Raw genomic sequence first — 26,365 nt, 5'->3', positions numbered from 1 at the left:
GCCCGCGTACCCGTGAGGAGACCTCACCCGTCCCGCAGCGACGGCAGCACGTCCCGGCCGAAGGCCTGCAGGAACGCCGCGTGGTCGGGCCCCACGGCGTGCAGGAAGACCCGGTCGTAGCCGAGCTCCAGGTAGGCGCGGATCTCGGCCAGGTGCACGGCCGGGTCGGCGCTGACCGGGAGCCGGCCGGCGAAGTCCTCGGCGCGCACCAGCCGGGCGATCTGCTCCACCACCTGCGGGGAGCGCAGGTCGCCGCGGGCGAACCGCATCGCGGCCATCGGGTAGCGCTCGGCGACCTGGCGCATCGCCTGCTCCTCGGTGGGCGCCCAGCTCAGGTTGAGGTGCAGCCAGGCGGGCATCCGGGCCGGGTCCTTGCCCGCCTCCCGGGCACCCTCGCGGAACCGGTCCAGCAGCAGCTCGGCCTGCGCGGGCCGGACCGCCACGGCCAGCAGCCCGTCGGCGCTGCGCCCGGCGCGGCGCGCGGTGTGCGGGCCGCTGGTGGCGACCAGGACCGACGGCGGCCGGTCGGGCAGCGTCCACAGCCGGGTCGACTCCATCCGGAAGTGCGTGCCGTCGTGGCGGACCTCGCGCCCCGCGGCCGAGCCGGCGTAGAGCCGCTTGACCAGGTCGACCGCCTCGAACAGCCGCGCCACCCGCTGCGGCGGCTCGGGCCAGTAGTCGCCGGTCACGTGCTCGTGCAGCGCCTCGCCGACCCCCAGCGAGACCCAGTGCCGTCCGGGGTGCAGGGCGCCGAGGGTGGCAGAGGCCTGGGCCAGCGCGGCCGGGTGCATCCGCCCGCCGGCCGCGGCCATCCCGACCCCGAAGTCGCCGGTGGTGTGCTCGGCGAGCGCCCCCAGCAGCGACCACACGTGCGGCGCCTGGCCGAGGCTGGGCAGCCACGGCTGGAAGGTGTCGGCGGCCATGGTGCCGGAGAAGCCCGCGTGCTCGGCGAGCACCGCGAGGTCCACCGCCTCCCGCGGGGTCACCGCGTCGACCGGTACGACGTACCCGACCCGTCCCTGCACCGCCACGCTGCGACCTCCCTGACCCGCGCCCGCTCCCACGCTGCGGTCAGTCTAGGTTCGGCTCAGGTCCGCGCCTCGAGCAGGCGCGTCCGGCGTCGTGGTGGCGGCTCCCGGCTCGCGGGAGAAGGCGATCAGCGGACGGCCGGTGCGCGGGTGCGTCACCACGTCGGCCACCACCCCGTAGGTCTGCGAGATCAGCCCGGGGGTCAGCACCTCGGCCACCTCCCCCACCGCGCGCACCCGGCCGCCCGCCAGGACGACGACGTGGTCGCAGTGCGCGGCGGCGAGGTTGAGGTCGTGCAGGGCGGCGACCACGGTGATCCCGGTGGAGGCGATCTCGCGGAGCAGGGCGAGGGTGTCGAGCTGGGCCCGGACGTCGAGGTGGTTGGTCGGCTCGTCGAGCAGCAGCAGCCGCGGCTCCTGCGCCAGCGCGCGGGCCAGCTGGACCCGTTGCTGCTCCCCGCCCGAGAGCGTGGCGAGCGAGCGGTCGGCCAGCTCGGTGAGCCCGGTGCGCGCCAGCGCGGCGTCCACCAGCGCCGGGTCGCCGCCGGCGACGGCCCACGGCGACTCGTGCGGGATCCGGCCCAGCGCCACGACCTGCCGCACGCTCAGGGAGAACTCGGCGCGCGCGTCCTGCTCGACCATCGCCACCACCCGGGCGCGCTCGCGGCGGCGCATCGAGAGCAGCTCGACGCCGTCGAGGACCACCCGGGCGGGAGAGCCCGGTCCGACATCGGCCGGTAGGCGGTCCGGGGAGGCCACCCCCGCGACCAGCCGCAGCAGGCTCGACTTGCCCGCCCCGTTGGGCCCGACCAGGGCGACCACCCCGCCGGCGGGCACGGTGAAGGCGGCGTCGTGGAGCAGCACCGCGCGTCCCTCCACCCGGGAGAGGCCCTGCACCTCGAGCGTGCTCATGCCCGACCCCGGTGCCGGAGCAGGACGAGCACGAAGACCGGCGCGCCGACCAGCACGGTGATGATGCCGACCGGCACCTCGCGCGGGTCGAAGAGGGTGCGGGCGACGGTGTCGACCCAGACCATGAAGATGGCGCCGGCGAGCACGGTCAGCGGCAGCAGCCGCCGGTGCCGGGAGCCGACGACGAGGCGTACGGCGTTGGGCAGCACCAGCCCGACGAACCCGATCGCCCCGCTCACCGAGACCATCGCGCCGGTGAGCAGCGCGGTCCCGGCCAGCAGCAGCCAGCGGGTGCGGCCGACGTCGATCCCGAGCGAGGCGGCCGCGGAGTCGCCGAAGGCGAACGCGTCGAGCACCCGGCCGTGCAGGACCACGGGCAGGCCGACGACGAGCAGCGTCGCCCAGGAGATCACCACGGCGGTCCAGTCGGCCCCGGCCAAGGAGCCGAGCATCCAGTTGAGGACCTCGCGGAAGGAGTCGCCGTCGGCGTTCCAGAAGACCAGCATCGAGGTGACGGCCCCGGCGAAGGAGGAGACCGCAAGCCCGGCAAGCACGGTGCGGCTGGGCGTGATCTCCCCGAGCGAGCGGGCGAGCAGCAGGGTCGCGGCGAGCGCGGCCAGCGCCCCGACGAACGCGGCGAGCGGCAGCACCACCGAGAGCCCGAGGAGGAGCACCAGGACGGCCCCGGTGGAGGCGCCGGACGAGAGCCCGAGCAGGAAGGGGTCGGCGAGCGGGTTGCGGGTCAGCGCCTGCATCACCGCTCCGCTCAGCGCGAGCCCGGCGCCGACGGCCGCGGCGGTCAGCACGCGCGGCAGCCGCAACTCCCAGACGATCCCGGCACGCAGGGTGGTCACCCCGCTGTCGCCGAGCAGCCCACCCAGGCCGAGGCGCTCGCCGATCACGCTCCACACCTCCCGCACCGACAGGTCGGCCGCGCCCAGGGTGACCGCCCAGCTCATGGAGAGCAGCAGCACCACGCTCAGCGCCGGCAGCCACAGCACCCAGGGCTCGACGCGCCCGCGGCGCGCCGCCGGCGCGTCCGGCCCGCCCGCCCCGGGAGTCGGGGACGGGTCGACGGCGCTGCGCTGCAGGAGGCTCACGAGCCGGCTCCCGCCTCCTCGAGCAGGCCGAGCTCACCCAGCTGGCGGGCCAGGTCGAGCACCGCCGGGACAGAGCGGACCCCGGCCTCGGCGGCGGGCATCGGCACGGTCAGGTAGCGGCCCTCGCGGACCGCGGTCAGCTCGGCGGTGGCCGGGTTGGACTCCAGGAACTCGATCTTGGTCGCCGCCTGGTTCCAGTCGGCGTCGACGAGCACGAGCACGTCCGGGTCCTCCTCGATCACCGACTCCCAGCCCAGCGACGACCAGGCCTGGTCCACGTCGCCGGCGATGTTCTCCAGGCCGACGGCCTCCATCATCATCTGCGGGGCGCCGGCCCCGCCACCGACGAACGGGGTGTCGGTGCCCGAGGACCACCACAGGGCGGTGGTGCCCTCGGGGGCGCGCTCGAGGTCCTCGAGCGCGGCACGCTGCTCGGCGACCAGCTCGGCCGCGGCGTCCGGCGCGCCCAGGACCTGGCCGGCCTCCTCGAACTGGGAGAAGAGCAGGTCGAAGGTCATCGGGTCGGGCGCGTACGGCGACTCCTGGCAGGCCGACGGGGAGACGTAGCTGTTCACGCCGAGCGCGGCCAGGTCGTCGCGCTCCCCCGCGGTGTCGGCGACCAGGTTGCTCTCCCAGCCGGCGAGGACGAGGTCGGGCTCCTGCTCGAGCACCACCTCCTGGCTGGGTGCCTTCTCCGAGAGCAGGGTGACGCCGGCGACCTCGTCGGCCCACTCCTCGGGGACCGGGCCGTCGGCGAACGCGTGCGCCACGAGCCGGTCACCCAGGCCGAGGGCGAGCATGAGCTCGGTGGAGGTGGACTTGATCGCCACCACCCGTTCGGGCGCCTGCTCGAACGTCACCTCGGTGCCGCAGTTGTCGACGGTGACCGGGTAGCCCGCCGTGGTGGCGCCGGTGCCGGCGTCCGCGTCGGCGCCCGCGTCGGACTCCCCACAACCGGCGAGGCCGAGTGCGAGCACGGCGAGGCCGGCGGGGACGGTGCGGCGCAGCGAGGTGCGGGACGGGACGAGCGGCATGAGGGACCTCCGGAGGGCAGGCGTGCAGGGATGGCCGCGGTCAGTCGCCGCGTCGATCCGTCGCCCCAATCCGGGTCCGACTCGCTCCGGGCAGTGGCGCACCGGAGTGATCGAGGCCACTCTAAACGACCTCGGCGTCACGCCGGCGCGTGGGTCGTCCGGCTCGCCGGGTCGGTACTGGCTCGCCAGGCCGCCCGTGTCCTCGTGCGGTCAGTGCGGGACCACCATCGGCGTCCCGGCCACCGGGTCCGGCACGACGGTGCAGGGCAGCCCGAAGACCTCCTGGATCAGCGCGGCGTCGACCACGTCCCGGGGCGGCCCCTGGGCGACCACGCGCCCGGCCTTCATCGCCACCACGTGGTCGGCGAACCGGCAGGCCTGGTTGATGTCGTGCAGCACCGCCACCACCGTCCGCCCCTCGTCGCGCAGCCGCGCCAGCAGGGCGAGCAGCTCGTACTGGTGGGCGATGTCGAGGAACGTGGTCGGCTCGTCGAGCAACAGGTACGGCGTCTCCTGGGCCAGCACCATGGCGATCCACACCCGCTGGGCCTGGCCGCCGGAGAGCTCCTCGACCTGCCGGCCGGCGAGCTCGTCCACCCCGGCGGCGAGCATCGCGGTCTCCACCGCGACCTGGTCCTCCGGCGTCCACGCGGAGAGCAGCGACTGGTGCGGGTAGCGGCCGCGCCGGACCAGCGCCTCGACCCGGATCCCCTCGGGCGCGACCAGCCCCTGCGGCAGGAACCCGACCTCGCGGGCCACCGCACGGGGCCGCATCCGGCGTACGTCGGTGCCGTCGAGCTCGACCCGGCCCGCCCGCGGCTCCAGCAGCCGCACCAGCGAGCGCAGCAGCGTCGACTTGCCGCAGGCGTTGGCGCCGACGATGGCGGTGAACGCGCGGTCCGGCACGGCCAGCGAGAGCCCCGTGGAGACGGTCCGCTCGCCGTAGGCGAGGGTGAGGTCGTGGGCCTGCAGACGGGTCATCGTCTCACTTCCTTGACGAGCAGCCAGATCAGGTAGATGCCGCCGAGGGCGGTGGTGACCACGCCCACCGGCAGCGGCACGGGCCGGGTCAGCACCTGCGCGAGCAGGTCGGCGGTGACCAGCAGCAGCGCCCCGGTCAGGGCCGCGGGGAGCAGCGGGACGCCGGCGCTGCCGGTGACCCGCCGGCCGATCTGCGGGGCGGCGAGGGCGACGAAGACGATGGGCCCGGCGACCGCGGTGACGGTCGCGGTGCAGGCCACGCCCAGCACCACCAGCGTCAACCGGTGCGTCCCGAGCCGCACCCCGGTGGTCACCGCCACCTCGTCGCCCAGGGCGGCCTGGTGCATGGTGCGGCTCTGGGTGGCCAGCAGCAGCGCCACTCCCGCGACCACGGCGAACGGCACCGTCACCTCGTCCCAGCCCGTCCCGTTGAGCGAGCCGGCGCTCCAGGCGGTGGCGGCGATCGCGACGTCCAGGTCGGCGCGGAGCACGATCCACGAGTTCACCGCGGTGAGCATCGCGTTGACCGCGATCCCGATCACCACCAGGCGCAAGCCGCTGAACCCCTCCTTGAGCGAGAGCAGGTAGACCACCAGGGCGGTCGCCGTGCCGGCCAGCACCGCGCCGCCCGCCAGCTGGGCCGAGGTGCCGCCGAGCAGCGCCACGACGACCAGCGCGCCGGTCCAGGCGCCGGCGTCCAGACCGATCACGTCCGGGCTGCCCAGCGGGTTGCGGGTGAGGTTCTGGAAGACGGCGCCGGCCAGCCCCAGGGCGGCGCCGAAGACGAGCCCGGCGGTCACCTGCGGCAGCCGCCACTGGGTGATCACGAACGACTGGTCCCCGCGGCCGAGCAGCCCCTGGAGGGTCTGCGCGGGACTGGTCCAGGTCGCCCCCTGGCACAGCGCCACGAACGCGACCCCCAGCGCGGCCAGGCCCAGCAGGAGGCAGCCCAGCCGGACGCGCCGGGTGACGGCGTCGATCCCGCCGACCACGCTGCTCCCGGCGGCGCTCCCCGCGGCGCTCCGGGTGGTTCCAGTGGTGCTCACAGCGCCACCGCGCCGTACCGGCGGACGACCCAGATCAGCACGGGTCCGCCGAGGAACGCCGTCACGATCGCCACCGGCACCTCCCCGGTCGGCAGCAGCACCCGGGCCAGCACGTCGGCGGCCAGCACCAGCGCGGGCCCGAGCAGCAGGGAGAGCCCCAGGAGCCAGCCGATCGCGCCGCCGGCCGCCCGCCGCGCCAGGTGCGGCACGATCAGGCCGACGAAGGCGATGGGGCCGGCCACCGCGGTGGCGGCGCCGGCCAGGACCGTGACCAGGACGATCGTCAGCACCCGGGTCCGGACCACGTGCGCCCCCAGCGTGTGCGCCACGTGCTCGCCGAGCGCCACCGCGGCCAGCGACCGGGTCAGCAGCAACGCCCCGCCGAGCCCGGCGGCGATCACCAGCACCGGCAGCCCCAGGGAGACCTGCTCCCGGCCGGCCAGCGAGCCGACCGACCAGAACCGGTAGCTGTCGAAGACCTCCGGCATCGCCAGCCGCAGGCCCAGGGTGAGCCCCGCGAGCACCGCGGAGAGCGCCACCCCGGCCAGCACCAGCCGCAACGGCGAGGAGCCGCCCACGGCGTAGACCAGCACGGTGGCCGCGGCCGCGCCGACGAAGGCGGCGGCCAGCATCGCGGCCTGGGAGTCCGTTCGCCACAGGGCGACGGCGACGACGATCGCGAACGAGGCGCCCGCGGTCACGCCGAGGATCCCGGGCTCGGCGAGCGGGTTCCGGGTCAGCGTCTGCACCAGCGCGCCCGCCACCGCCAGCGCGGCGCCGACCGCCAGGGCGAGCAGCGTCCGGGGCAGCCGGACGTCGCGCACCACCACGTGGTCGTCGGTGCCTGCGTAGTCGGTGAACGCGGCCAGCACCTCCGGCAGCGGCACCGTGCGGGCGCCGACGCACAGGCTCAGCGCGCCCAGGACGGCGAGCAGCAGCACGGCGCCGAGCAGCGCCGGCAGCCGGCGGGTCAGCTCAGTCATCCAGCCCTGCGACCCCGCGCTTCCAGTAGCCGGTGACCAGGGCGTCGTCCGCGCCGACCCGCTCGCGCGCCCAGGACCGCAGCGGCTTCACGTCGCCCGCCTCGCCAGCGGCGAAGAGGAAGGTCCGGGCCGGCGGCAGGGCGAGCGATGCGACCGCCTCGGCGAGCCGGGAGCCGTCGCTACGGTCCAGCCACTGCACCCGGAGGCCGTCGCGGACGGCCAGCGGGTAGTCGCGCTCGTGCGCGTGGTCGACGTCGACCAGCACGTCGGCCGAGACGTCGGCCGGCGCCTCCTCCAGCCAGCGGGCCACGGCCGGCAGCGCCGTGGTGTCGACCGCGAGGACGTAGTGGTCGTAGGTGTGGGCGAACGCCTTCGCGCCGGGCGGCCCGGCCACCACGACGTCGTCCCCGGGAGCGGCCGTCCTGGCCCAGTCGGAGGCGAGCCCGCCGTCGTGCAGCACCACGTCGAGGTCGAGCTCGAGGTCGGCGGCGTCCCAGCGCCGCACCGTGTACTTGCGGGTCGGCGGGAGCGGGCGCGGCCAGTCGAGGGTCTGCTCGTCGTTGGCGACCGGGTCGTTGCGGGTGCCGTCGGGCATCGCGAAGACCAGCTTGACGTGGTCGTCGGCCTGGTAGCTGTGGAAGCCCCGCAGCCCCTCACCGCCCAGGGTGATCCGGCGCATCGACGGCGTCACCTGGGCGACCCGGACGACCTGCACGGTCCTGACCCCGATCGGGTAGCCGATCCGGGTGACCCCGGTGCCGGTGGTGTGGTGGGCGGCGACCCGCTCGGCGGGGCGGTCCCGCTCCATCTCGACGCGGCTCACGGGAGCAGCGGCTCGAGCGCGGCGTCCAGCGAGTCCAGCGTCTTGATCGCGGAGGCGAACGTGGCGGCCTCGGTGTAGCGGACCCCGAAGGCACGGTCGGCCTTGACCGCGGGCAGGTTCTGCCACAGCTTGTGGTCGAGCACGTACTGCACGGCGTCGTCGGGCTTGCCGTCCGGACCCACGGTGTAGGTGATCACGTCCGCCTCGCCCAGCTTCTCCGGCAGCTCCTCGATCGACGGGTACTCGGTGACCGCCTCGGCGCCCTCGCCGGGCTCGCTCGGCTCGCCGTAGTACTGCACGCCCAGGTCGCCGGCGATGTTGGTGCCCCAGGAGCCGGCGTACTCGCGGTGGAAGGTGCCTGCGGAGACGTCGCCGTAGGCGCCGACGTGGCCGAAGTCGAGGTCGGCGAGGACCTCGCCGTACTTCTCCGACAGCTCGGCCGCGCGCTCCTCGTACGCCGCCTTGGTGGCCTCGAAGCCCTCGGTGGCGCCGGCCGCGTCGGCCTGCCGCTCGGCCAGCTCGCGCCAGCCGTCCGGGGCGGCCGGGCCGAGGACCACCACGGGGGCGATGTCCTCGAGCCGGTCCATGTCGACGTCGACCAGGGCGGGCGCGGGGACGCCGATCACGATCAGGTCGGGGCGGAGCCCGGCGATCGCCTCGTAGTTGGTCTCGGCGGCGCTCTCGCCCGCGACCTTCTCCAGCTCCTCGTACGTGGCGAGGTCGTCGGCGTCCATCAGCGCGGTCCCCCGGGACCACTGCGAGATGCCGACCAGGTCGGCGCCGGACTCGATCAGGACGGGCACGGCGTAGCCGGTGGCGACGACGCGCTCGGGCGAGGCCGGGATCTCGATCTCGCCGTTGTCCGCCTCGAAGGTGCGGGTCTGCGACTCCGTGCCCTTGCTCTCCTCCTCGGAGTCCCCGCAGGCGGCCAGCCCGAGGGCGAGGAGCCCGGTGAGGGCGGCGACGGTCGAGGTCCGCGTCAGGGCGCGACGGAGTGCAGGGGCATTCATGGGGTCTAAGGTAAGCCTTACCTACTGGCCTGGAATGTCGCGGAGAGGACACCTGATGTCGCTGACAAGACACTCCGTGGACCACTGGTCCGCCCAGGGGACCGATCACGGGACCGATCACGGGGCCGATCACGGGGCCGATCTCTGGGTCGAGGAGTTCGGCCACGGCCTGGGCCCGCCGACCGGAGTGCTCGTGCTGCGCTACCCCGCAGGTCGGGGGATCCCGCACTTCCCCGAGGAGCGGGAGGACCACCTGCACCGGGTCTTCTGGTCGCCCGACGGCCCGCTGGCGGTGCGCCGCGGCGCCGGTCTCGCCTACCTGCCGCCCGAGCGGGCCTTCTGGGCCCGCCGCGGCTCCACCCTCGAGGTCAGCGGCTGCGAGCGCCAGACGGTGTACGTCGTCTGCCTGCGCCAGGCGCCCGCGCACCTGGCCGCCGTCCCGGCGGGAGTGGTCGCGATCGATGCGGAAGCCGCCGCCGCCGTGCTGGCCCTGTGCCGCACCGAGCTCGACCACGGACCCGCCATGGAGCTCAAGGACCAGGTGCTCGCCGGGCTTCGCACCCCCGAGCCGCTGGAGCACACCGCCGCCGGCAACGGGCTGGCCCGCCAGGTCGCGGCCGCCCTGCTCAGCGACCCCGGCGACCCCACCGACCTCGTCGGCTGGGCAGCCCGGCTGCACACCACCGCCAAGACCCTGCAGCGCGACTTCCTCCGTGAGTACGGCGTCCCGTGGTCGACGTGGCGGACCCGGACCCGGCTGCAGGCCTCGCTCGCCCTGCTCGGGCGGCGGCCGGTCGGCGAGGTGGCGCACCGGGTGGGCTACTCGAGCGCCTCGGCGTACGTCAGTGCCTTCCGCCGGGCCTACGGCACGACGCCGGGCCAACGGGCCCGGAGTGTCGGATCAGGCGGCGGCGCCCCGCTCGGGGAGGGTGGGTCGGGTGCCCCCGGAGACTGACGACGCGCCTGACGGGCTGCCCAGTAGCGACCTGCCCCGTGACGACCTGGGCACGCCCGTGCCGGTCCCTGCCCGGGCCGCCCGGGTGGTCAGCCTGGTGCCGTCGCTGACCGAGGCGCTGGCGAGCGTGGACGCGGACGCGCTGGTCGGGGCCACCGACTGGTGCACCCACCCGGCCGACCTGGCGGTCACCCGGGTCCGCGGCACGAAGAACCCCGACACCAAGGCGATCGCGGCGTTGGCCCCCGACCTGGTGATCGCCAACAAGGAGGAGAACCGCGAGCTCGACGTACGCCGTCTCCGGGAGGCCGGCGTCCCGGTCTGGGTGACCGACATCGAGACCGTGCCGCAGGCGATCGAGTCGATGGAGCGGCTCTTCGACGTCGCGCTCGGCTGGCCGCGCCCGGACTGGCTGGCCGAGGCCCGTGCCCTGTGGTGCGGCGCCCCCGCCTCGCCGCGTGCCCGTACGGCGACCGCGATCTGGCGCGACCCGTGGATGGTCGTCGGGCGCGACACCTTCACCGGCGACCTGCTGGCCCGCGCCGGGCTGCCCGGGGTCTTCGCCGACCACGCCGAGCGCTACCCCGCGCTGCCGGTCGAGGAGATCGACGGCGCCGGGGCCGACCTGGTGCTGCTGCCCGACGAGCCGTACGTGTTCACCGCCGAGGACGGTCCCGAGGCGTTCGACCGCACCCCGACGCGGTTGGTCGAGGGGCGCCTGATCACCTGGTACGGCCCCTCGCTGGTGGAGGCGCACGCCGTGCTCACGCAGATCGTGACCGAGGGTGCCGCCGGGGAGCCCGGGGCCTGACCTGCCTCGCCACCGGGTGCGGCCCCGGACCGCTAGCGTGGCCCCCACGGTCGGTCCGGGGGCGGTCCCGAGGACGCCGACCGGTCCACGGGGGGAGAAGAGAGATGGCGCGACTGTCGCTGCGGCGGCCACGCCTGAGCAGCCTGCGGCGACGCGGGGTCCTCGCGCTCGGCATCGCGCTCACCGTCGGCGGCGGGCTGACCGCGCTCGCGCACGGTCCCGACGACACGGTGATGATCGCCACCGAGCGGCAGAGCATCCCGGACGCCGGCCTGCCCACCGTGGTCCGGCCGTTCTCGATCCCGTTCCGCGGCGCGGAGCTGGTCGTCCGGGCTGAGGCCCGCGAGGGGGTCTTCCTCGCCTCCGCGCACCGGATCGACATGACCGACCTGCTCGACGGGGTGAGCGGGCAGAGCCTGGAATCCCTCGGCGTCACCGAGGGGACCTTCCTGAGCGGCTTCCCGGTGCGGGTCGACCCGCGGCGCATCGTGGGCTGGCGGGAGCGCTCGGCCGGACCGGGGCCGCAGGAGGTCCGCGTCGACCTGCACGGCGACCCCCTCGACGTCCTCGCCGTCTCGCTCTCCCCCGACGCCACGCTGAAGGTCTCGTACGGCGTGCACGTCGCCTCGGTCTTCGCCGGCTCCCTGGGGTTCGCGGGGGCGGGCCTGCTCCTGGTCCTCGCCTGGTCCGCCGCGGGCCGCGGACGGCGACGTCCCGAGGAGGCGGAGCCCGCGCCGGAGTCGCTCGAGTTGCGTGAGTCGCTGGACCCTGCAGACCCGGCACTCGGGTCGCCCGTCACCCGGCGCCTCCACGGGCCGCTGCCGCCGCCCGTGATCCAGCCCGTGACCGCGCCGGTCACCCGGCCCCTCGCCCAGCCTGCGCCCACTCCGGCCACGCCGACCACGCCGCCCGTCGAGCGACCGGTCGAGGACGCGGCCGGGCACCCGGCCGAGGACCGGGCGGAGGACCCCGTCGACGACCGGGACGACCCGGACGACCCGGACGACTCCGAGAGCCAGGACACCCCCGACGACCGGGACGAGCCGCCGTCGCGCCCACCCACCGGGACCCGTCCGCTGCGGTCGGGCGCCGCGGCGCTGGCCGCCACCCTGGCCGTCGGCTGGTGGGCCCGGCGCCGGCGGCGGGGCACCACCGCCCTGCTGCTCGGCGCGCTGCTGCTGGGCGGCTGCGGATTCACCGACGAGCGTGACCCGGTGGACCTGAAGCCGGGGTTGGAGCAGGGCGCTAGCGAGGAGATGCTCGCCGACTACGCGCGCCGGTTGACCCGGGCAGTCCGCTGGTCCACCGGCCCGAAGGACGACGACTCGCGGTGGGAGCGCGCGCAGGCCGGCCCCGCGCTGGCGGCCTCCCAGTGGCGGGTCGCGACCGACGCGCAACCACCCCGCAGGCGCGCCGCCCGACCCCGGCTGCGCACGGCCGGCGTGCACACGCCGATGTTCCGCGGCTACCCGATGTGGGCCGCGGTCGAGGTCGAGGAGGGGTCCGACCGGTCGCTGGTGGTCTTCACCCGGGCCGGGTTCGCCGACCCCTGGCTGGCCGCGGTCTCGATCGGCCTCGACGACGTGACCGTCCCGGCCCCGGCCCCCGAGCCCGGTGCCACCGACAGCGTGGTGACCCAAGCCGCCGAGACGGTGAGCGAGCTCGTCGCCCAGTGGTGGGAGGAGGACGCGGTCTCAGGGCTGGTCGTCGACGAGAAGACCCGGGCCCTGCGCGCCGGCTCGCTGCCCACCGGCGGGCGCCCGACCGTGGAGGCCTGGCCCGACCCGGCCCAGCGCTACTTCCCGGTCGAGGCCGACGGCAGCACCCGGCTGGTCGTCACCGTGCACCGGGTCGAGGACGCAGCGGGGGCGCACGCCCTGAGCACGCTGGTGCTGCTGCGTGCCGTTGGCCGGCCCACGGTGCTGGCCAGCTCCCTCTCGCCGATCGCCTAGGGTCCGCCAGCCGTCAGCGCACGCGCCAGCGGCCGAGCAGCGTCCCCTCGTGCTCGAGCAGCAGCGTGGGCTCGAGCCGTACGTCGACCGGCTCACCCGCGGTGATCCGCGGGCCGGTCCCGGCGAGCAGCCGCGGCACGGTGGTCAGGCACAGCTCGTCGACCACGCCGGCGGCGAGCAGGTCGCGCAGCAGACCCGGCCCGCCCTCGGAGAGCAGCTCGCGCCACCCCTGCGCGGCCAACCGGTCGCGGAGCGCGACCAGGTCGACCGTCTCGGTCCCCAGCACCCAGACGTGCTCGGCGCCCAGCACGTCGCGTGCCTCGGCCAGCCCCGGGGAGGTGGCGGTCGTGGCCAGCCGCACCCGGCCGGGCTCCGCCCCGCGGAGCAGTTCGGGCACCTCACCGGAGCGGCTGACCAGGACCAGCGGCGCCCGCGCCGGCCGGTAACCCTCGGCCCGGGCCGTCCCGGCGCCGACGACGATGCAGTCCGCGAGCCGCCGCAGGGTGTCGAAGACCCGGTGGTCGGCGTCGTCGTTGATGCCGCCGCTGCGCCCGTCGCTCCCGGTCGCCGCGCCGTCCAGGGTGGAGACCATGTTGACCCGCAGCCACGGGGTGCGCGGGGCGGCGTAGAGCCGCGCGAGGTCGTCGTCGGTGAGGTCCCGAGACGAGCCCTCCGGGCCGATCAGGGCACGCACTGCCACCTCACCACCCAGTACTGCACCCCGTACGGCGCGGCGTCGTGGTCGACCTGCACCTCCCCGATCGTCACCCCGCGCTCGTCGAGCTGCTTGGCCAGCACCGCCAGGGAGCGCAGGCCGGTGGCCAGCAGCTCCTCGCCCTCGTCGATGTCGAGCGCGGCCAGGCCGCCGAGGTCGCCGAGCCGGAGCAGCTGCTCGAGCCAGTCGTCGTACCCGGCGGCGCGCGGGTCCAGGTGGCCCGGCGCCTTCTCCGACCGGCGGGCCGACCCGTTGGCCATCACCAGCAGGTCGCGGCCGTCGAAGTCCGAGCGACGGCCGAGCAGCGACTCCCCGATCGTCAAGGCACGGGAGTCGTCGGCGAGCACCCGCACCGAGGGCCCGAGCCAGGCGATCGCCCGGGCGCAGGCGGCCCGCAGGTCGGCGACCGGGTCGTTCAGCGAGGCGTACGCCGGCAGCAGCGCCGGCACCGGCGGCGCGATCACGATCCTCATGCCACGTCCTCCGCCGGTCGAGCCTGTCGAGACCTCATGCCAGCCCCCGGATCGCCCGCGCGGGCGGACGGCGGCCCGCGATCGTCCACACCATGTCGACGGTCTGCCGGGTCTCGACCACCTCGTGCACCCGGTAGATCCGCGCTCCGGCCAGCGCGCAGACGGAGGTCGCGGCGAGGGTGCCGACCAGCCGCTGCCCCACGGGGAGGTCGAGGCTCTCGCCGACGAAGTCCTTGTTGGACAGCGAGACCAGCACCGGCCAGCCGGTGGCGACCATCTCCTCGAGGCGGCGGGTGATCTCCAGGGAATGGAAGGTGTTCTTGCCGAAGTCGTGGGCCGGGTCGATCACCAGCGACGCCGCGTCGACGCCGGCGGCCAGCGCCCGCTCGGCGTAGGCGAGGGTGTCGGCGATCGCGGCGGCGACCACGTCGTCGTACTCGATCCGGTGCGGGCGGGTGCGGACCCGGATCCCGCCGGTGTGGGTGCAGACCAGCGCGACCCCGTGCGCGGCGGCCACGTCGACCAGCTCGGGGTCAGCACCGCCCCAGGCGTCGTTGAGCAGGTCGGCGCCCGCCTCACAGACTGCGTCGCCGACCGAGGCACGCCAGGTGTCGACCGAGATCACCAGGTCGGGGAACGACTCACGGACCCGGGCAACGAAGTCGACCACCCGCGCCTTCTCCTCGGCCTCGGAGATCTCCACTCCGGGCGCGGCCTTGATCCCGCCGATGTCGACGATCTCCGCGCCCTGGTCGGCCACCAGCCGCACCCGCTCGAAGGCGGCGTCCTCGGCCCAGGTGGCGCCCTTGTCGTAGAAGGAGTCCGGGGTGCGGTTGACGATCGCCATCATCAAGGTGGCGTCGTCGGGAAAGGTGCGGGAGCCCAGGCGCAGCATCAGCGCTCCTCCCCCGTCGTGGACAGCAGCGGTCCGGCCGGGGGCCGCGAGTCGACGGGGATCCGGCTGACCGAGGGGGTGACGCCCTCCGGTCCGGCGGGCAGGAACTGGGTCAGGGCGATCTCCTCGGCGTGGTGGCTGTGGGTGGAGCGGGCCCAGGCGGCGGTGAGGATCTGGGTGGCCATCGCCCCCAGGTCGAGCAGCGGTTGCTGGTGGTGGGCGCGGCGTCCCAGGTCGACCTGGGCGATCGCGTCCAGCCCGGCGCCGCGCCAGGTGTCGATCAGGGCGGCCAGCTCGACGGCGTACCCGGTGGGCACCTCGAGGCCGGCGAAGTGCTCGCGGCGCACCGCCCACTCCCCGGCGAGCGGCTGCACGACCCCGCCCAGCGGCGGGAAGAGCAGGGCGACCAGCGGACGGGCGACCAGCTCGGTGACGCGGCCGCCCTCGAACGGTCGCGGCTCGCCGTCGTGCTCACCGCCGGGGCGCTGGTAGAACCCCTTGACCAGCTGCACGGTGGGGTCGGTCAGCAGCGGCCCGAGCAGGCCCGGCACGAAGTGGGTGTCCCAGTCGGTGAGGTCGGCGTCGATGAAGACGAGCACGTCGCCGGTGGTGACGAAGAGCGACTTCCACATCGCCTCGCCCTTGCCGGGGCGGGTGCCCAGGTCGGGGCGGATCTCCGCGGACCGGTGCACGACCGCGCCCGCGTCCGTGGCCACCTCGTACGTCGCGTCGGTGGAGTCGGAGTCGACGACCACGATCTCGTCGACCAGCGCTGAGGTCTCCAGCAGCGCCTCCCGGCACCGGGTGACCACGTCGCCCACGGTGGCCGCCTCGTTGCGGGCCGGGACGACCAGGCTCACCCTGGTCTCGCCCTTGGCGGCCTGCAGGTCGGCCAGGGACCAGTCCTGCCAGCGGTGCGTGCGCCGCGCGAACCAGTCCTCGATCACGGAGCCAGCCTACGCAGGACGACTCGTCGGGCCGCGGGCGGCGACACGGACGGCCGAGTTGGGCAACACTGAGGAATGCCCTCGAAGCGCTCGCCGTGGCCCGGCTGGGTCTACCGCTCAGGCGAGGACCGGGAGGGCGTCGAGCAGGCGAGCGGAGTGCCGACCTTCCTGATCGCGGGGGCCGTCGCCCTGATCGCGGGCATCGAGGTGGTCTACCTGCTCAGGCGGTGAAGCGCCCCACCCAGTCGTCGAGCGCCGCCTCCGGCGTCCCGTGCTCGACGAGCCAGCCCCGGGCACCGCCGTGGCCCGGGTCGTCGAGCACCTCGACGACCTCGGTCATCGACTCGGCCGGGGTGAGCAGCCACAGCGGGTTGATCGGCTTCTTGGAGCGCGACGGGAAGCGCATGATCCGCTCCACGACGGCGTCCATGTTGTCGCCGGTCCGGGCGTAGTCGGCCACCACGTCGTCCGGCGCCACCCCGGCGCTGAGCAGCAGGGAGGCGACCACGATGCCGGTCCGGTCCTTGCCGGCAGTGCAGTGCACCAGCGCGGGGGCGGGCCGGGTGACCACGTGGGTGACAGCGCCGGCGACCCGGTCGGCGGCGGTCTCGAGGATGTGCCGGTAGAGCTCGCCGAGGTCGGCGTCACGGATGTTCTCCGGGGCGGCGGCCTCGTGCAGCGGGTGGACGATCCGCTCGGCGCCGGGCAGCTCGTAGGGGACGCGCTGCGCCTCCCGCTCCATCCGCAGGTCGACCACGGTGGCCGGCGGCCAGTGCGGCACGTGCTCGGGGTCGGCGTCGTCCGGGTGCGGGGCGTCGCTGCGGTAGAGCATCCCGTGCGCGGTCAGCCCTCCCCCGGTGACCGGGAGGCCGCCGAGGTCTCGGAGGTTGACCAGCGAGTTCATGGGCGGCTCGTCACTCCTCGTCGCGGACGACGGTGGCGAACTTGGGCTTCTCCTTGGCCAGGAACGCGCGCACGCCCTCGGCGAAGTCGTCGCCGGTGTAGACCTCGCGGAGCATCTGCTCGTCGAAGGCGGGGGCCTTCTCCTGCTCGGCGGCCCGTGCGGTGAGCTGGCGCTTGGTGGCCCGCTGGGTGGTCGCGGAGCCGGCCATCACGTCGTCCACCAGCTCGTCGAGGGTGGCGTTGAGCTCCTCGGTGATCTCGGTGAGGGCGCCCACGGAGTAGGCGCGCTCGGCGTCGACCAGCCGGCCGGTGAGCAGCATCTTCCGCGTGAGCGACTCGCCGAAGACGGCGGCGCAGCGGTGCACGACCGGGGCGGCGAGCGCGTTGCCGAGGGTCTTGGCGATCGGGTAGCCGAAGCGGGACTCCGGGGTGGCGATCCGGATGTCGCAGTGGGTGGCGACCGCGAGGCCGCCGCCGACGCAGAACCCGTCGATCGCCGCGATCGTCACCTGCGGCAGCGCCAGCAGCAGCGCCAGCAGCTCCCGGATCCACTCCTCGTAGGCGACCGCGTCGGCCTCGAGGAAGTCGGAGATCTCGTTGCCCGCCGCGAAGGCCCGGCCGCCGGCGCCGCGCAGCACCAGGACCCGGACGTCGTCGCGTCCCTGCAGGTCCTCGCAGAGGGCGCGCATCTCGGTGTACATCGCCTTCGTGAAGGCGTTGTGCCGCTGCGGACGGTTGAAGACCACCGTCACGACGCCGTCCGCCTTGGTCACCAACAGCTCAGGATCGCTCACGAACGACAGCCTAGGGATGCGGCTGTCTCGCCCGGCACCGGGTCCGGGATCGGCCGCCCTCTCGTGGCCTCCTCCTTTCCTGCGCGCTCCCTCTCGGCTGTCTCCTGCCGCCCCCTGCCCGGCGCCGCAGGGCCGCGGGCTACCTCAGATTGGGGGAATCCGGCCGGCGTGGGCCCTGAAGGGCCTGCCTGCTGTGGACACCCGCGGCCGCACGCTTGGCAGCCCCTAATGTCGACCCGGCAGGCTCTTTCGGGGGAGGAACTCCAATGTCGGTACGACGACCACGCACCGCCGCGCGCGCCTCACTGGCTCTGCTCGCCAGTGTTGCTCTCTCACTGGGCGGCTGCGGTCAGGACGCCCCGGAGCCCAAGGTCGCGGACCCGACCCCAGTCAGCCAGACCCCGAGCGAGACTGCGTCAACGACCACAGACGGCGAGACCCCTGAGGCGTTCATCCAGCGGTGGATGAACGCCTCGACCGACATGCAGAACTCTGGTGACGCCACCGAATATCGGTCGATCACACGATCGTGTGACCCGTGCTCGAAGCTCGCAGACAAGATCGAGGCCTACTACGCCGCTGGGGGTTACGTGCAGTTCGGCGGAACCGAGGTGCTCCAGACCCGCGAACTGGCGGACCTCGTGTTCAAGGTGGTCGTCAAGGACAAGCCGACCAAGTACAAGTCCAGCGCCGATGCGGCGGTCGCGAACTTCGCCGGAGGTAGGAACTCTTACGAGGTGACGTTGACGCGCGATGCCGATGGATATCTCCTCGATGACTTCTGGGTGCTTCCCCAATGAAGTCGATCACCGTCGCCTGTCTTGGCGCGCTACTAGTGACTGTCCCCGCTGCGACGGCGAGAGCGGAGCCAGGCGGGTGCATCACTTCGAGCATGAACCAAACCGTTGGCAACTGCAGACTCACGGTGACCGTTGCGCAGAACCAGATCAACCAGACGGTCGATCTCTACCGATACAAGACGAAACGACTGTGCTACTCCCCCGTGGACGGTGTCCACACGTCCGAGGACGACGGCCAGGCTCCCTGCGAGCGCCCGCAGTACTGCTCTGAACCTCAAGACGGTTCCCTTTACGAGCTTTGGCGCCAACTTCGCACTGGTGGTTCCTGGGAAGACCTCGGCGCCGTATGTATTGGCACTCGGGAGGGCCTGGACGTCGAAGGCGGGCGCGTGACGACCGAGATGGTCGCGCGCGCATACGCGACGCTCGACTGGCCCGCGGCCACCCTGACGATCCAACCCACCGGCGGCGAGACGCTCGTCAACCTCCGCACCCTCTTCTCCACCACCTCCACCGAACCCGTCACCCAGACCATCACCCTCCTCGGCCAACCCGTGACCATCGAAGCCACCCCCACCTCCTTCACCTGGACCTGGGACACCAGCGCCCGCGCCCACCCAGAAGACGCCCGCCCAACCACCACCAAGCACGGCGGCACCCCCTACCCCAAGAGCGGCGGCACAGTCCCGGACGACGCCATCACCCACCGCTACACCCGAGCCGACACCACCGTCCGACCACGACTCGACGTCACCTACAGCGGCCGATTCCGCGTCGGCGACGGCGCGTGGCAAGACATCCCCGAGACCCGCACCATCACCGGCGCACCCCAGCAGCTCACCGTCCTCGAAGCACGCCCCACCCTCGTCCGCTGATCCGGGCAGCCAGACAGCCACCGAGGTCACACTTCTGGCCCTACGCTCGCACCCAGCCGGCTCTTTCGGGGAGGAACTCCAGTGCGCCGATCAGCCACGACACCGCACGCCACTCTGGCGCTGCTCGCCATCCTCGGATTGAGCGGCTGCACCCAGGAGGACCCGGAGCCCGCGGCAGCAGAGCCCTCCCCCACCGCGACCCCCAGTGAGGCCGAGGCGACGCCGGACCAAACCCCCGACGAGACGCCGGAGCGCTTCATCCACCGCTGGGTCCACACCGAGACCGCGATGCGCAACACCGGCGACACCACGGCGTACGACGCGATCACCGGGCCCTGCGCGCCCTGCGACGAGCTCTCGGACCAGGTCGCTTCCTACTACGCGGCGGGCGGCTACGAGCGCTGGCAGGGCTACACGATCCGCAGCTTCCGGGAGGTCGGCGACGGGTTGTACGAGATCGCTACGACCTTCCCCCCGTCCGAGTACAAGGCCTCGGCCGAGAGTGCTGTGCAGAAGGTCAAGGGCGGCAGCGCCCTCTTCCACCTGAGCGTGTCGATCGACGGAGGGCGCTTCGTCCTCCAGGACGTCGAGAAGGTGGGCCGCTGAGGACTCAGCGCACGACCTGCGCCCCCAGCGCTGCCATCTCCACGAGGAAGAGCAGGGCAACGGAAGCGCAGAGCACGAGCGGCGCGATCCCACCCCTGACGCGGGCGCCGGCACCGGTCCGCTGCCGGTACCGCACGCGGCTCTCGACGAAGAGCCACCCGCTCAAGACCAGCGCGAGGCCGAGGAAGACCAAGGCCGGGAGACCGAGCCGGTCATAGGTGAGCCGGGCCATCACCGCGGAGCCGGCGGTGGTCGCCAGCGCCGTACGCTGCCACGCGAGCGCGGTCCGTTCGGTGGCCAGCCCCTGGTCGTCCACTCAGAGCGCCCGCCCGAGCGCCACCGCGACGGCGACCGCGACGATCACCAGTCCGAAGGTCACCGGCAGGGCCAGGCCGAACGACGGCAGTGGCCGTCGACCACGCATGGCCCGCTCGGCGAAGGCCCAGCGAAGCCAGGCCGCGGCCGTGCAGAAGAGCCCGAGGACGATCAGCGCCAGCGCCAGCCCGGTCTGCAGGTTGTCGCCCAGGGGCAGGTCGACGACGTCGAGCGCCACCCCCGCGGCGAGCAGCGCGAGCGCCGTACGGATCCAGGCCAGGAAGGTGCGCTCGTTGGCGAAGCTGAACCGGTAGTCCGGCTCCTCCCCCTCGGCGTAGACGAACGCCGGCCACCGCTTCCTGGTCTCCTCGCTCACCCTCCGATGCTCTCACTGGCCGCCCGCACCCCACGTTCGCGAAGACGAATCCGGCACCGACTACCTCAGATTGGGGGATCTTTGGGTCCAGCACCGGATTCCACGTTCCCGCTGTGGACAGTCCCCGCCATGCCCAGCCCAGCCCCCTACGGTCGTGCCACTGCTCTCTCGGGGGAGGAACTCCACGGCCGTTCGTCGACCAGTCAGCACCGCGCCGATCCGCTCCTGCTCACGGGACTCCTGGCTCTCGGCGGTCGCGGCGAGGATGACCCTGAGCCGAAGGTTGCCGACCCGACGCAGGCCGCTGCCTCGCCTTCGGAGACTCCGGCCGGCGCGCCCCAACGACTCACCGTCCGCGAAGCCCGCCCCACCCTCGTCCGCTAACTCGGGCAGTCCGGCGCACTGGGCAGCTCAGCCTCGGTGCAGGCCAGGCCGAAACACACGGTCGCTCGAGGAAGGGGTCGAAGCGAGGCAGCGGGGAGGCGGACCGGCCGACGTTCCGGGCTTCCCCCGCAGCGTGGGCAGACGCCGCGAAGGCACTTATCGACACTCATGCCGGGGGCCCGACTTCTCGACAAGAACTCGCACTTCTTGACCGTTGCAACGGTCAAGAACTGCCAGTTTCACCGGGTACCCGGTGAAACCACCACCGGCACACCTCACTCGTAGCCGAGGATCTCCTTGCGCTTCTCCCCCCACGCCAGCGCGGAGGCGATGGCGTCGTCGAGGCTCAGCTCGGTCTTCCACCCCAGCAGCCGGGAGGACTTGTCGACATTGGCGAACGCACCGACCGCGTCGCCGGGCCGCGGCGGCGCCTCGCGCACCGGCACGGGCTGGCCGAAGACCCGCTCGAAGGAGGCGACGAGCTCGCGGACGGTGGTGCCCTGGCCCATCCCGACGTTGATCACGGTGCTGGGCGCGTCCTCGGCCGCGAGCACGTCGTCGAACCGCTCGACGGCCCGCACGTGGGCGCGCGCCAGGTCCCAGACGTGGATGTAGTCGCGGATCCCGGTGCCGTCGCGGGTGGGGTGCTCGACGCCGGTGATGGTGAAGGCGTCCTTCATCCCGCGGGCCGCCATCACCAACTGGCCGAGCACGTGGGAGGGCTCGCGCACGTAGATGCCGGACTCCAGGTCCGGGTCGGAGCCGACGGGGTTGAAGTAGCGCAGGATGATCGCGCGCAGCGAGGTGGCCCGTGCCATGTCCTCGAGCACCTGCTCCATCATCCGCTTGGTCCGGGCGTACGGCGAGGCCGGCGCGAGCGGGTCGACCTCAGTCACCTCGAAGTCGTCCTTCTCCGCATACAAGGAGGCCGAGGAGGAGAACAGCACGCGCGGCTTGCCCAGCGCGACCAGCTCGTCGAAGAGCTCGAGCGACTTCGCGACGTTGTCGCGGTAGTACTCGTACGGCAGCTCCATCGACTCCGGCACGACGATCCGCGCAGCCATGTGGATGGTGGCGTCGATGTCGGGGTGCTCCTCGACGATCCTGCGCAGCAGCGCCCGGTCGGCGATGTCGCCCTCGTAGAAGATCCGGTCCCCCACGAAGACCCGTGGGCCGCTCAGCAGCGAGTCGAGGACGACGGGGGTGTGGCCGGCCTGCTCGAGCGCCTTGCAGGTGATCGTTCCGATGTACCCGGCGCCGCCGGTGACGAGGATCTTCATGGTCGTTCACCCTAGCGGCGCCCGACGAAGCCGGGCGCGGCCGTCGGCCACCAGGGCGAGCGCCACGCCGGCACACAGGCCGAGGATGAGCAGGTGGGCAGGGAGCAGGCCGCGTCCGCGTGAGCCTGGCATCCCGGCAGTGGCGGCGAGCAGCGTCCCGCCCGCGATGACGACGAGGGCAAAGCCGACGAGGACGCGGGACTCGAAGGAGTTGTGCCACCACAGCAGCGTCGCTCCGAGCACGGCGACGATGAGGGCGGAGAGCTGAAGGATGAGCGCGACGGTGCTGGGTGCCTGGGTCGCGCGGACGGCGATGACCAGCGCGATCAGTCCGGTGCCGACCGCGGCCAGCCGCGAGGCACGGGTATGCCGACGCGGCCGCACGCCTGCCGCCTGGATGCGGCGCTCCGCCGCGCTCATCGGGCCGGCTGCCGAGGGACCCGGACGGTCACCACGGTCCCGCGGTCCGGCGTGCTGGAGAGGCTGACGTCGCCGCCGTGGGCGTCGATCAGCTGGCGGGTGATCGAGAGCCCGACGCCGAGTCCCTGGATCGCCCGGTCCCGCGCCGCCGTACTGCGGTAGAAGCGCTCGAACGCGCGGTCCCGCTCGGCGCGCGACATCCCGATGCCGGTGTCGGCGACGCACAGGGTGAAAGCGTCACCGCACTCCTCGAGCACGACCTCGACACGACCGCCTTCGGGCGTGTACTTGAGGGCGTTGGAGACGACGTTGTCGACCACCTGCGCCCACGCGTCCGGGTCCACGTGCGCCTTGACCGGGCTCGCGACCTTGCTGATCAGCTCGATCCCGGCCTCCGACGCGCGGGCGGCATGCTCGACCAGGGCGGCGCTCAGCAGGCTGGAGACGTCCACGCAGCGGGGTCGGATCGACGGCGCGTCCACCTCGGAGACCTGCAGCAGCTGGCAGACCCGGGAGAGCAGGACCTGGGCGTTGCGCTGGGCGATCTCGAGCATGGCGGCGATCCGGTCGTCCGGGTCGAGCTCGTCGGCGATGAGCTCGTGGTAGCCGATGATCGAGGTGAGCGGCGTACGCAGCTCGTGGGAGACGGTGCTGAGGAACTCGTCGCGCACCCGGACCGCCTCGACGATGTCGGTGACGTCCCAGCCCACCACCACGGCGCCGAGCCGGGCGCCGTCGCGCCGGTGCATCTGACGCGCGGAGGTCATCACGGCCACCTGGTCCTCCGCGGGTCCCAACCAGTAGGTCTGCGGGGCCACCGCCTCGCCCCGCTGGGCCCGGACCGTCACCCGCTGGTCCGCGGGGATCGGCGTCACCCGGTCCTCGTAGTAGAAGTGCGCACGTCCCCCCTGCCCGGGCTGCGCCAGCTGCACTCCCGCCCGGGCGGCGAGCGCGTGGGCGGTGGCGTTCTCCAGGATCACCTCCCCGTCCTGGTCGTACCCGACGATGGCGGCGTCGACCGAGTCGAGGATGGCCTGGATGAGCAGCAGCCGGTCGTATGCGAGTTCCAGGGTGCTCTCGACCAGGGCTTCCTGCTCCTCCTTGACCTGGCGCTGACGCAGCAGACCCGCGGCCCAGGTCACCACCGACGCCAGCGGGCGCGGTAGCCGAGCAGGGCGTCGTCGCGTCATCCGCATGACGGTCGCAGCCTCCCCTCGCCGAGTCGATGGACGCGCACGCCCATGCTCGAAGACCTCCGGTCCTGGTCCGCACGCTGACCCGGACGTTACGTCCGGCGTTACCAGTCGCTCCGTGCCGCACTACTCCGCCGGCCCGGCGCCGCGCTCCTGGCACAGGAAGCTGCGCCAATCGGATAGCCCGGGTCGGTGCCTCACTGCCTCTGGACGGACCTGCCGGTTCGTACGCCGTCCCGCCGCGCGCCGGTTTAGGGTTTCTCGCGATGGACGGACATCTCAGGGACGACGTCGCGCACCGCTCGACGTTCCGGACCACTGATCCCGCGAAGGCCGAGGCGGCCGTGGGCTCGACGTACGAGGTCTCCACCCGGTTGGTGCTGCCCGCCCGGGACCAGCGAGCCTTCGACATGAACCTGACCGAGGTGCGGATGGCCTCCTCGATGGTCGGCGTCCTGTCGTTCGGCGCCCCCGCTCGCGTGGTCACCGACGCCACCAGCGGCTACCACGTCAACCTGACGCTGCGAGGCCGGGCCGCCGGGGCGAGCAACGGCGCCGAGGCGACGTCGACGGTGGCTGGCGAGGGCCTCGTCTACGAGCCCGGTGCGGTGACGGACGCCGTCTGGTTCCGCGGCTGCCGGGTGCTCACGCTGTTCCTGTCCCAGCGGGCCGTCGAGGAGCAGCTCGAGAAGCTGTTGGGCCGCAGCCTGACCGGGCCGCTGCGCCCGGCACCGAAGGCCGAGGGTCTGGCGCGGGCGCTCGGACCCGCGGTCCAGCTGGCGCTGATGCAGCTGGACCGGGACACCCCGGCGAGCGCCGCGCTGCAGAACCACGTGGAGGCGCTCCTGGTCGACAGCTTCCTGCTCTCGCACCGGCACGCCTACAGCGAGGCGCTGGAGCGACCGGGCCCCGCGGCGCCCAGGACGCCGGTCGAGCGCGCGGCCCGGCTGCTGGAGGAGCGACCCGAGCATCCGTGGACGACGGTGAGCCTGGCGACCGAGGTGCACCTGAGCACCCGCGCGCTGCAGGACGGCTTCAAGCGCCACTTCCACTGTCCGCCGATGGCCTACCTGCGCGGCGTCCGGCTCCGCGGAGCTCATGCGGCGCTGACGGCGGCGCAGCCCGGGGAGACGACCGTGCAGGAGGTGGCGCTGCGGCACGGGATCATGCACCCGGGACGTTTCTCGGTCTCCTACCGTCAGGAGTTCGGGGAGAGCCCCTCGGTGACGCTGGCACGTCCCGCCCCGTGACCGTTCCGCCGCGGCCCGACCACCTCGTACCGCGCGCAGAGGAAGGCACCGTTGCGGTCGTGCTCGACCAGCCGCAGGTCGAAGGGGCGAGGGAAGAGCGGGCGGCCGGCGCCGAGGGTGACCGGGGCGATGGAGACCACGACGTCGTCGAGCAGTCCCTGCTCGGCGAACTGGGCGGCCAGGTCTCCCCCGCCGACCACCCACAGGTCACGCCCGTCGGCGGCCTCGACCATCTGGGCGTGCACGTCGGCGACCGGGTCGGCGGTGAAGGTGATCCGCTCCGCCACGGGCGCAAGGTCGCGGTGGGTGAAGACCCAGCTGGGCTCCTGGTAGGCCCACTTCTCCCCCGTGCTCGCCATGTGGTCGACGATCCACTCGTACGTCGTCGCCCCCATCGCCAGCGCCCCGATGCGGGCGTAGAAGTCGTCGTAGTTCATCGGCCCCTTCTCGTCGATCTCCTGGGTGAAGAGCCAGTCGAGCGAGTCGTGCTCGTCGGCGAGGAACCCGTCGAGGGTGGTGGCGGTGTAGTAGGTCGTGCGGGTCATGCGATCCCTCCGGTACGTCGTCGCAGCCAGGTGATGGGGTCGCCCTCGGGCCAGCGCGGCACGGCGTCGCCGAGCATCCAGCGGGCGAGCTGGCGCCGGTGGGCGGAGTAGGTCAGGACGTGGGCGAGCACGCTGCCGAGCACGAAGCTCTCGGGCGGCTCGCAGAGCGCGTCGACCAGCCGGTCGCCCCAGGCGCCGCGCCGCTCCAGGTCGCGCATGGTGGCGAGCCAGCGCGGCGCCACCTCCTCGTGCCGGGCCGTCAGGCTGGGCACGTCGTCGGGACCGGCGGGCGGGTGCTCGGCTCCCTCGATCGAGGCGAGCCACACCTCCTTGGCGCGCACCAGGTGGTGGAGCACGTCGCGCAGCGTCTCGTCGGTCTGGTCGAAGGGCAGGGGTTCGTGCCCGGGCAGCCGCGCCCTCCCCAGCCCGGCCTCGTCCACTCCCTTGGCCGCCTCGAGCAGGTCGCGGGTGTCGTCCAGGTCGTGCTCGACGAGCATCAGCGTCACCACCCCGGCCGAAGGCGTTGCCGGCTGCTCCACCCACAGCGAGGTGGGCGGGTGGAAGTGGATCCCGTTGGGCGCGGGCAGCCAGTGGGTGCCGGACCCGGTCGGCACGGTGCTGGGCGGCTGCCCGAACGCCCGGGCGAAGGCGCGGCTGAACCCCTCGACGGAGTCGTAGCCGGCCGCGAACGCCGTGTCGGTGACGGAGTGGCCTTGTCGCAACTGCCAGGCGGCGCGCTCGAGCATGACCCGGCGCCGCATCGCCACCGGCGGCTCGCCGGCGCCCCGGGAGAGCTGCCGGGTGAAGTGGTACGGCGAGGCGTAGGCGTCCGCGGCCATCTCGCCGAGCGTCGCGTTCTCCTCGTCGAGGACGGCGTCGAGCAGCTCGCGGAGCCGGTCACGTCCGGGGGTGGTCTCGCCCATGCCTCTCAGTGTGGCCGGGGCAGGCGACAGTCCGCC

At 73.6% G+C, this 26,365-nt stretch carries 30 protein-coding genes; 8 read left to right on the top strand and 22 right to left on the bottom strand.

All coding sequences use genetic code 11. The features are described from left to right. Nucleotides 1-23: 23 nt before the first annotated feature. From H8838_RS03405 to H8838_RS03365, 9 genes are all read right to left on the bottom strand, one after another. Entirely contained in the window at nucleotides 24-1,031 is a 1,008-nt protein-coding gene (locus H8838_RS03405) for a TIGR03557 family F420-dependent LLM class oxidoreductase (RefSeq protein WP_224766354.1), read from the bottom strand. Nucleotides 1,032-1,076: 45 nt separating this feature from the next. Beyond that, nucleotides 1,077-1,940 carry an ABC transporter ATP-binding protein gene (locus H8838_RS03400; protein WP_185996603.1) on the bottom strand — a complete coding sequence of 288 codons (864 nt, stop codon included), beginning with the start codon at nucleotides 1,938-1,940 and terminating at the stop codon, nucleotides 1,077-1,079. Continuing rightward, nucleotides 1,937-3,040 carry a putative F420-0 ABC transporter permease subunit gene (locus H8838_RS03395; RefSeq protein ID WP_224766353.1) on the bottom strand — a complete coding sequence of 368 codons (1,104 nt, stop codon included), beginning with the start codon at nucleotides 3,038-3,040 and terminating at the stop codon, nucleotides 1,937-1,939. The genes H8838_RS03400 and H8838_RS03395 overlap by 4 nt, the downstream gene beginning before the upstream one ends. Then, nucleotides 3,037-4,074, bottom strand: a complete 1,038-nt coding sequence (locus H8838_RS03390; protein ID WP_185996602.1) for a putative F420-0 ABC transporter substrate-binding protein — start codon at nucleotides 4,072-4,074, stop codon at nucleotides 3,037-3,039. Before H8838_RS03390 ends, H8838_RS03395 begins: the two co-directional genes overlap by 4 nt. A gap of 210 nt (nucleotides 4,075-4,284) precedes the next feature. Then, entirely contained in the window at nucleotides 4,285-5,055 is a 771-nt protein-coding gene (locus tag H8838_RS03385) for an ABC transporter ATP-binding protein (protein WP_185996601.1), read from the bottom strand. Next, nucleotides 5,052-6,101: a FecCD family ABC transporter permease gene (locus tag H8838_RS03380; protein ID WP_224766352.1), complete on the bottom strand. Its 1,050-nt coding sequence runs from the start codon at nucleotides 6,099-6,101 to the stop codon at nucleotides 5,052-5,054. Before H8838_RS03380 ends, H8838_RS03385 begins: the two co-directional genes overlap by 4 nt. Continuing rightward, nucleotides 6,098-7,084, bottom strand: coding sequence for a FecCD family ABC transporter permease (locus H8838_RS03375; protein ID WP_181309478.1), 987 nt, complete (start codon nucleotides 7,082-7,084; stop codon nucleotides 6,098-6,100). The genes H8838_RS03380 and H8838_RS03375 overlap by 4 nt, the downstream gene beginning before the upstream one ends. Then, nucleotides 7,077-7,907 (bottom strand): siderophore-interacting protein, encoded by an 831-nt coding sequence (locus H8838_RS03370; RefSeq protein ID WP_224766351.1) that lies wholly within the window; start codon nucleotides 7,905-7,907, stop codon nucleotides 7,077-7,079. The genes H8838_RS03375 and H8838_RS03370 overlap by 8 nt, the downstream gene beginning before the upstream one ends. Beyond that, entirely contained in the window at nucleotides 7,904-8,917 is a 1,014-nt protein-coding gene (locus H8838_RS03365; protein ID WP_185996600.1) for an ABC transporter substrate-binding protein, read from the bottom strand. The genes H8838_RS03370 and H8838_RS03365 overlap by 4 nt, the downstream gene beginning before the upstream one ends. Nucleotides 8,918-8,993: 76 nt before the next feature. On the opposite strand from H8838_RS03365, the gene H8838_RS03360 reads away from it, so the two are divergent. From H8838_RS03360 to H8838_RS03350, 3 genes are all read left to right on the top strand, one after another. Continuing rightward, nucleotides 8,994-9,872, top strand: coding sequence for a helix-turn-helix transcriptional regulator (locus tag H8838_RS03360; RefSeq protein ID WP_191465644.1), 879 nt, complete (start codon nucleotides 8,994-8,996; stop codon nucleotides 9,870-9,872). Next, on the top strand, nucleotides 9,856-10,683 hold the full coding sequence (locus H8838_RS03355) for a helical backbone metal receptor (RefSeq protein ID WP_224766350.1): 828 nt from the start codon (nucleotides 9,856-9,858) through the stop codon (nucleotides 10,681-10,683). The genes H8838_RS03360 and H8838_RS03355 overlap by 17 nt, the downstream gene beginning before the upstream one ends. 104 nt (nucleotides 10,684-10,787) lie before the next feature. Further along, entirely contained in the window at nucleotides 10,788-12,635 is a 1,848-nt protein-coding gene (locus tag H8838_RS03350; protein WP_185996598.1) for a hypothetical protein, read from the top strand. 13 nt (nucleotides 12,636-12,648) lie between these two features. On the opposite strand, the gene H8838_RS03345 is transcribed toward H8838_RS03350, so the two are convergent. From H8838_RS03345 to H8838_RS03330, 4 genes are read right to left on the bottom strand one after another with little or no spacing between them, the layout of a single operon-like run. Continuing rightward, on the bottom strand, nucleotides 12,649-13,335 hold the full coding sequence (locus H8838_RS03345; RefSeq protein WP_224766349.1) for a dihydrofolate reductase family protein: 687 nt from the start codon (nucleotides 13,333-13,335) through the stop codon (nucleotides 12,649-12,651). Further along, nucleotides 13,317-13,823, bottom strand: a complete 507-nt coding sequence (locus H8838_RS03340; RefSeq protein ID WP_181309482.1) for a class III extradiol ring-cleavage dioxygenase family protein — start codon at nucleotides 13,821-13,823, stop codon at nucleotides 13,317-13,319. The genes H8838_RS03345 and H8838_RS03340 overlap by 19 nt, the downstream gene beginning before the upstream one ends. A 34-nt stretch (nucleotides 13,824-13,857) precedes the next feature. After that, the gene (folP, locus tag H8838_RS03335) at nucleotides 13,858-14,718 is read right to left on the bottom strand and encodes a dihydropteroate synthase (protein ID WP_185996597.1); all 861 of its coding nucleotides are present in this window, start codon (nucleotides 14,716-14,718) and stop codon (nucleotides 13,858-13,860) included. Beyond that, on the bottom strand, nucleotides 14,718-15,665 hold the full coding sequence (locus H8838_RS03330; RefSeq protein ID WP_185996596.1) for a glucosyl-3-phosphoglycerate synthase: 948 nt from the start codon (nucleotides 15,663-15,665) through the stop codon (nucleotides 14,718-14,720). The genes folP and H8838_RS03330 overlap by 1 nt, the downstream gene beginning before the upstream one ends. A 75-nt stretch (nucleotides 15,666-15,740) precedes the next feature. Between H8838_RS03330 and H8838_RS03325 the strand changes: the two genes are divergently transcribed. Continuing rightward, nucleotides 15,741-15,896, top strand: coding sequence for a hypothetical protein (locus H8838_RS03325; RefSeq protein WP_185996595.1), 156 nt, complete (start codon nucleotides 15,741-15,743; stop codon nucleotides 15,894-15,896). On the opposite strand, the gene H8838_RS03320 is transcribed toward H8838_RS03325, so the two are convergent. After that, nucleotides 15,886-16,569, bottom strand: a complete 684-nt coding sequence (locus H8838_RS03320; protein ID WP_185996594.1) for a tyrosine-protein phosphatase — start codon at nucleotides 16,567-16,569, stop codon at nucleotides 15,886-15,888. The genes H8838_RS03325 and H8838_RS03320 overlap by 11 nt on opposite strands. Before the next feature lie 10 nt (nucleotides 16,570-16,579). Continuing rightward, the gene (locus H8838_RS03315; protein WP_181309487.1) at nucleotides 16,580-17,362 is read right to left on the bottom strand and encodes an enoyl-CoA hydratase-related protein; all 783 of its coding nucleotides are present in this window, start codon (nucleotides 17,360-17,362) and stop codon (nucleotides 16,580-16,582) included. 266 nt (nucleotides 17,363-17,628) lie between these two features. On the opposite strand from H8838_RS03315, the gene H8838_RS03310 reads away from it, so the two are divergent. From H8838_RS03310 to H8838_RS03300, 3 genes are all read left to right on the top strand, one after another. Next, nucleotides 17,629-18,162: a hypothetical protein gene (locus H8838_RS03310; protein WP_181309488.1), complete on the top strand. Its 534-nt coding sequence runs from the start codon at nucleotides 17,629-17,631 to the stop codon at nucleotides 18,160-18,162. A 125-nt stretch (nucleotides 18,163-18,287) separates the two neighbouring features. Next, on the top strand, nucleotides 18,288-19,037 hold the full coding sequence (locus H8838_RS03305; RefSeq protein ID WP_181309489.1) for a hypothetical protein: 750 nt from the start codon (nucleotides 18,288-18,290) through the stop codon (nucleotides 19,035-19,037). A gap of 81 nt (nucleotides 19,038-19,118) precedes the next feature. Continuing rightward, complete coding sequence (locus H8838_RS03300; RefSeq protein ID WP_185996593.1) at nucleotides 19,119-19,643, top strand: hypothetical protein; 525 nt, start codon at nucleotides 19,119-19,121, stop codon at nucleotides 19,641-19,643. Between the two features lie 4 nt (nucleotides 19,644-19,647). Here the strand turns inward: H8838_RS03300 and H8838_RS03295 are convergent, their stop codons facing one another. The 5 genes from H8838_RS03295 to H8838_RS03275 all read right to left on the bottom strand — a co-directional run bounded on the left by H8838_RS03295 (nucleotide 19,648) and on the right by H8838_RS03275 (nucleotide 23,608). Beyond that, nucleotides 19,648-19,959: a DUF202 domain-containing protein gene (locus tag H8838_RS03295; RefSeq protein WP_185996592.1), complete on the bottom strand. Its 312-nt coding sequence runs from the start codon at nucleotides 19,957-19,959 to the stop codon at nucleotides 19,648-19,650. Continuing rightward, complete coding sequence (locus H8838_RS03290) at nucleotides 19,960-20,334, bottom strand: YidH family protein (protein ID WP_185996591.1); 375 nt, start codon at nucleotides 20,332-20,334, stop codon at nucleotides 19,960-19,962. Between the two features lie 659 nt (nucleotides 20,335-20,993). Further along, a complete protein-coding gene (gene galE / locus H8838_RS03285) occupies nucleotides 20,994-21,998 on the bottom strand; it encodes a UDP-glucose 4-epimerase GalE (protein ID WP_185996590.1) in 1,005 nt (334 codons plus the stop codon). A gap of 6 nt (nucleotides 21,999-22,004) precedes the next feature. Further along, nucleotides 22,005-22,418 (bottom strand): hypothetical protein, encoded by a 414-nt coding sequence (locus H8838_RS03280; protein WP_185996589.1) that lies wholly within the window; start codon nucleotides 22,416-22,418, stop codon nucleotides 22,005-22,007. After that, nucleotides 22,415-23,608, bottom strand: a complete 1,194-nt coding sequence (locus tag H8838_RS03275; RefSeq protein ID WP_185996588.1) for a sensor histidine kinase — start codon at nucleotides 23,606-23,608, stop codon at nucleotides 22,415-22,417. Before H8838_RS03275 ends, H8838_RS03280 begins: the two co-directional genes overlap by 4 nt. Nucleotides 23,609-23,877: 269 nt before the next feature. On the opposite strand from H8838_RS03275, the gene H8838_RS03270 reads away from it, so the two are divergent. After that, nucleotides 23,878-24,861, top strand: a complete 984-nt coding sequence (locus H8838_RS03270) for a helix-turn-helix transcriptional regulator (protein WP_185996587.1) — start codon at nucleotides 23,878-23,880, stop codon at nucleotides 24,859-24,861. On the opposite strand, the gene H8838_RS03265 is transcribed toward H8838_RS03270, so the two are convergent. Then, on the bottom strand, nucleotides 24,810-25,406 hold the full coding sequence (locus H8838_RS03265) for a dihydrofolate reductase family protein (RefSeq protein WP_185996586.1): 597 nt from the start codon (nucleotides 25,404-25,406) through the stop codon (nucleotides 24,810-24,812). The genes H8838_RS03270 and H8838_RS03265 overlap by 52 nt on opposite strands. Beyond that, nucleotides 25,403-26,329 (bottom strand): helix-turn-helix domain-containing protein, encoded by a 927-nt coding sequence (locus H8838_RS03260; protein ID WP_185996585.1) that lies wholly within the window; start codon nucleotides 26,327-26,329, stop codon nucleotides 25,403-25,405. Before H8838_RS03260 ends, H8838_RS03265 begins: the two co-directional genes overlap by 4 nt. Nucleotides 26,330-26,365: the final 36 nt, after the last annotated feature.

Origin of the sequence: Nocardioides campestrisoli (assembly GCF_013624435.2) — a bacterium.
Classification (GTDB): domain Bacteria; phylum Actinomycetota; class Actinomycetes; order Propionibacteriales; family Nocardioidaceae; genus Nocardioides; species Nocardioides campestrisoli.
Note: the sequence above shows the minus strand (reverse complement) of the source record. Positions and strands in the feature narration are given on the sequence as shown.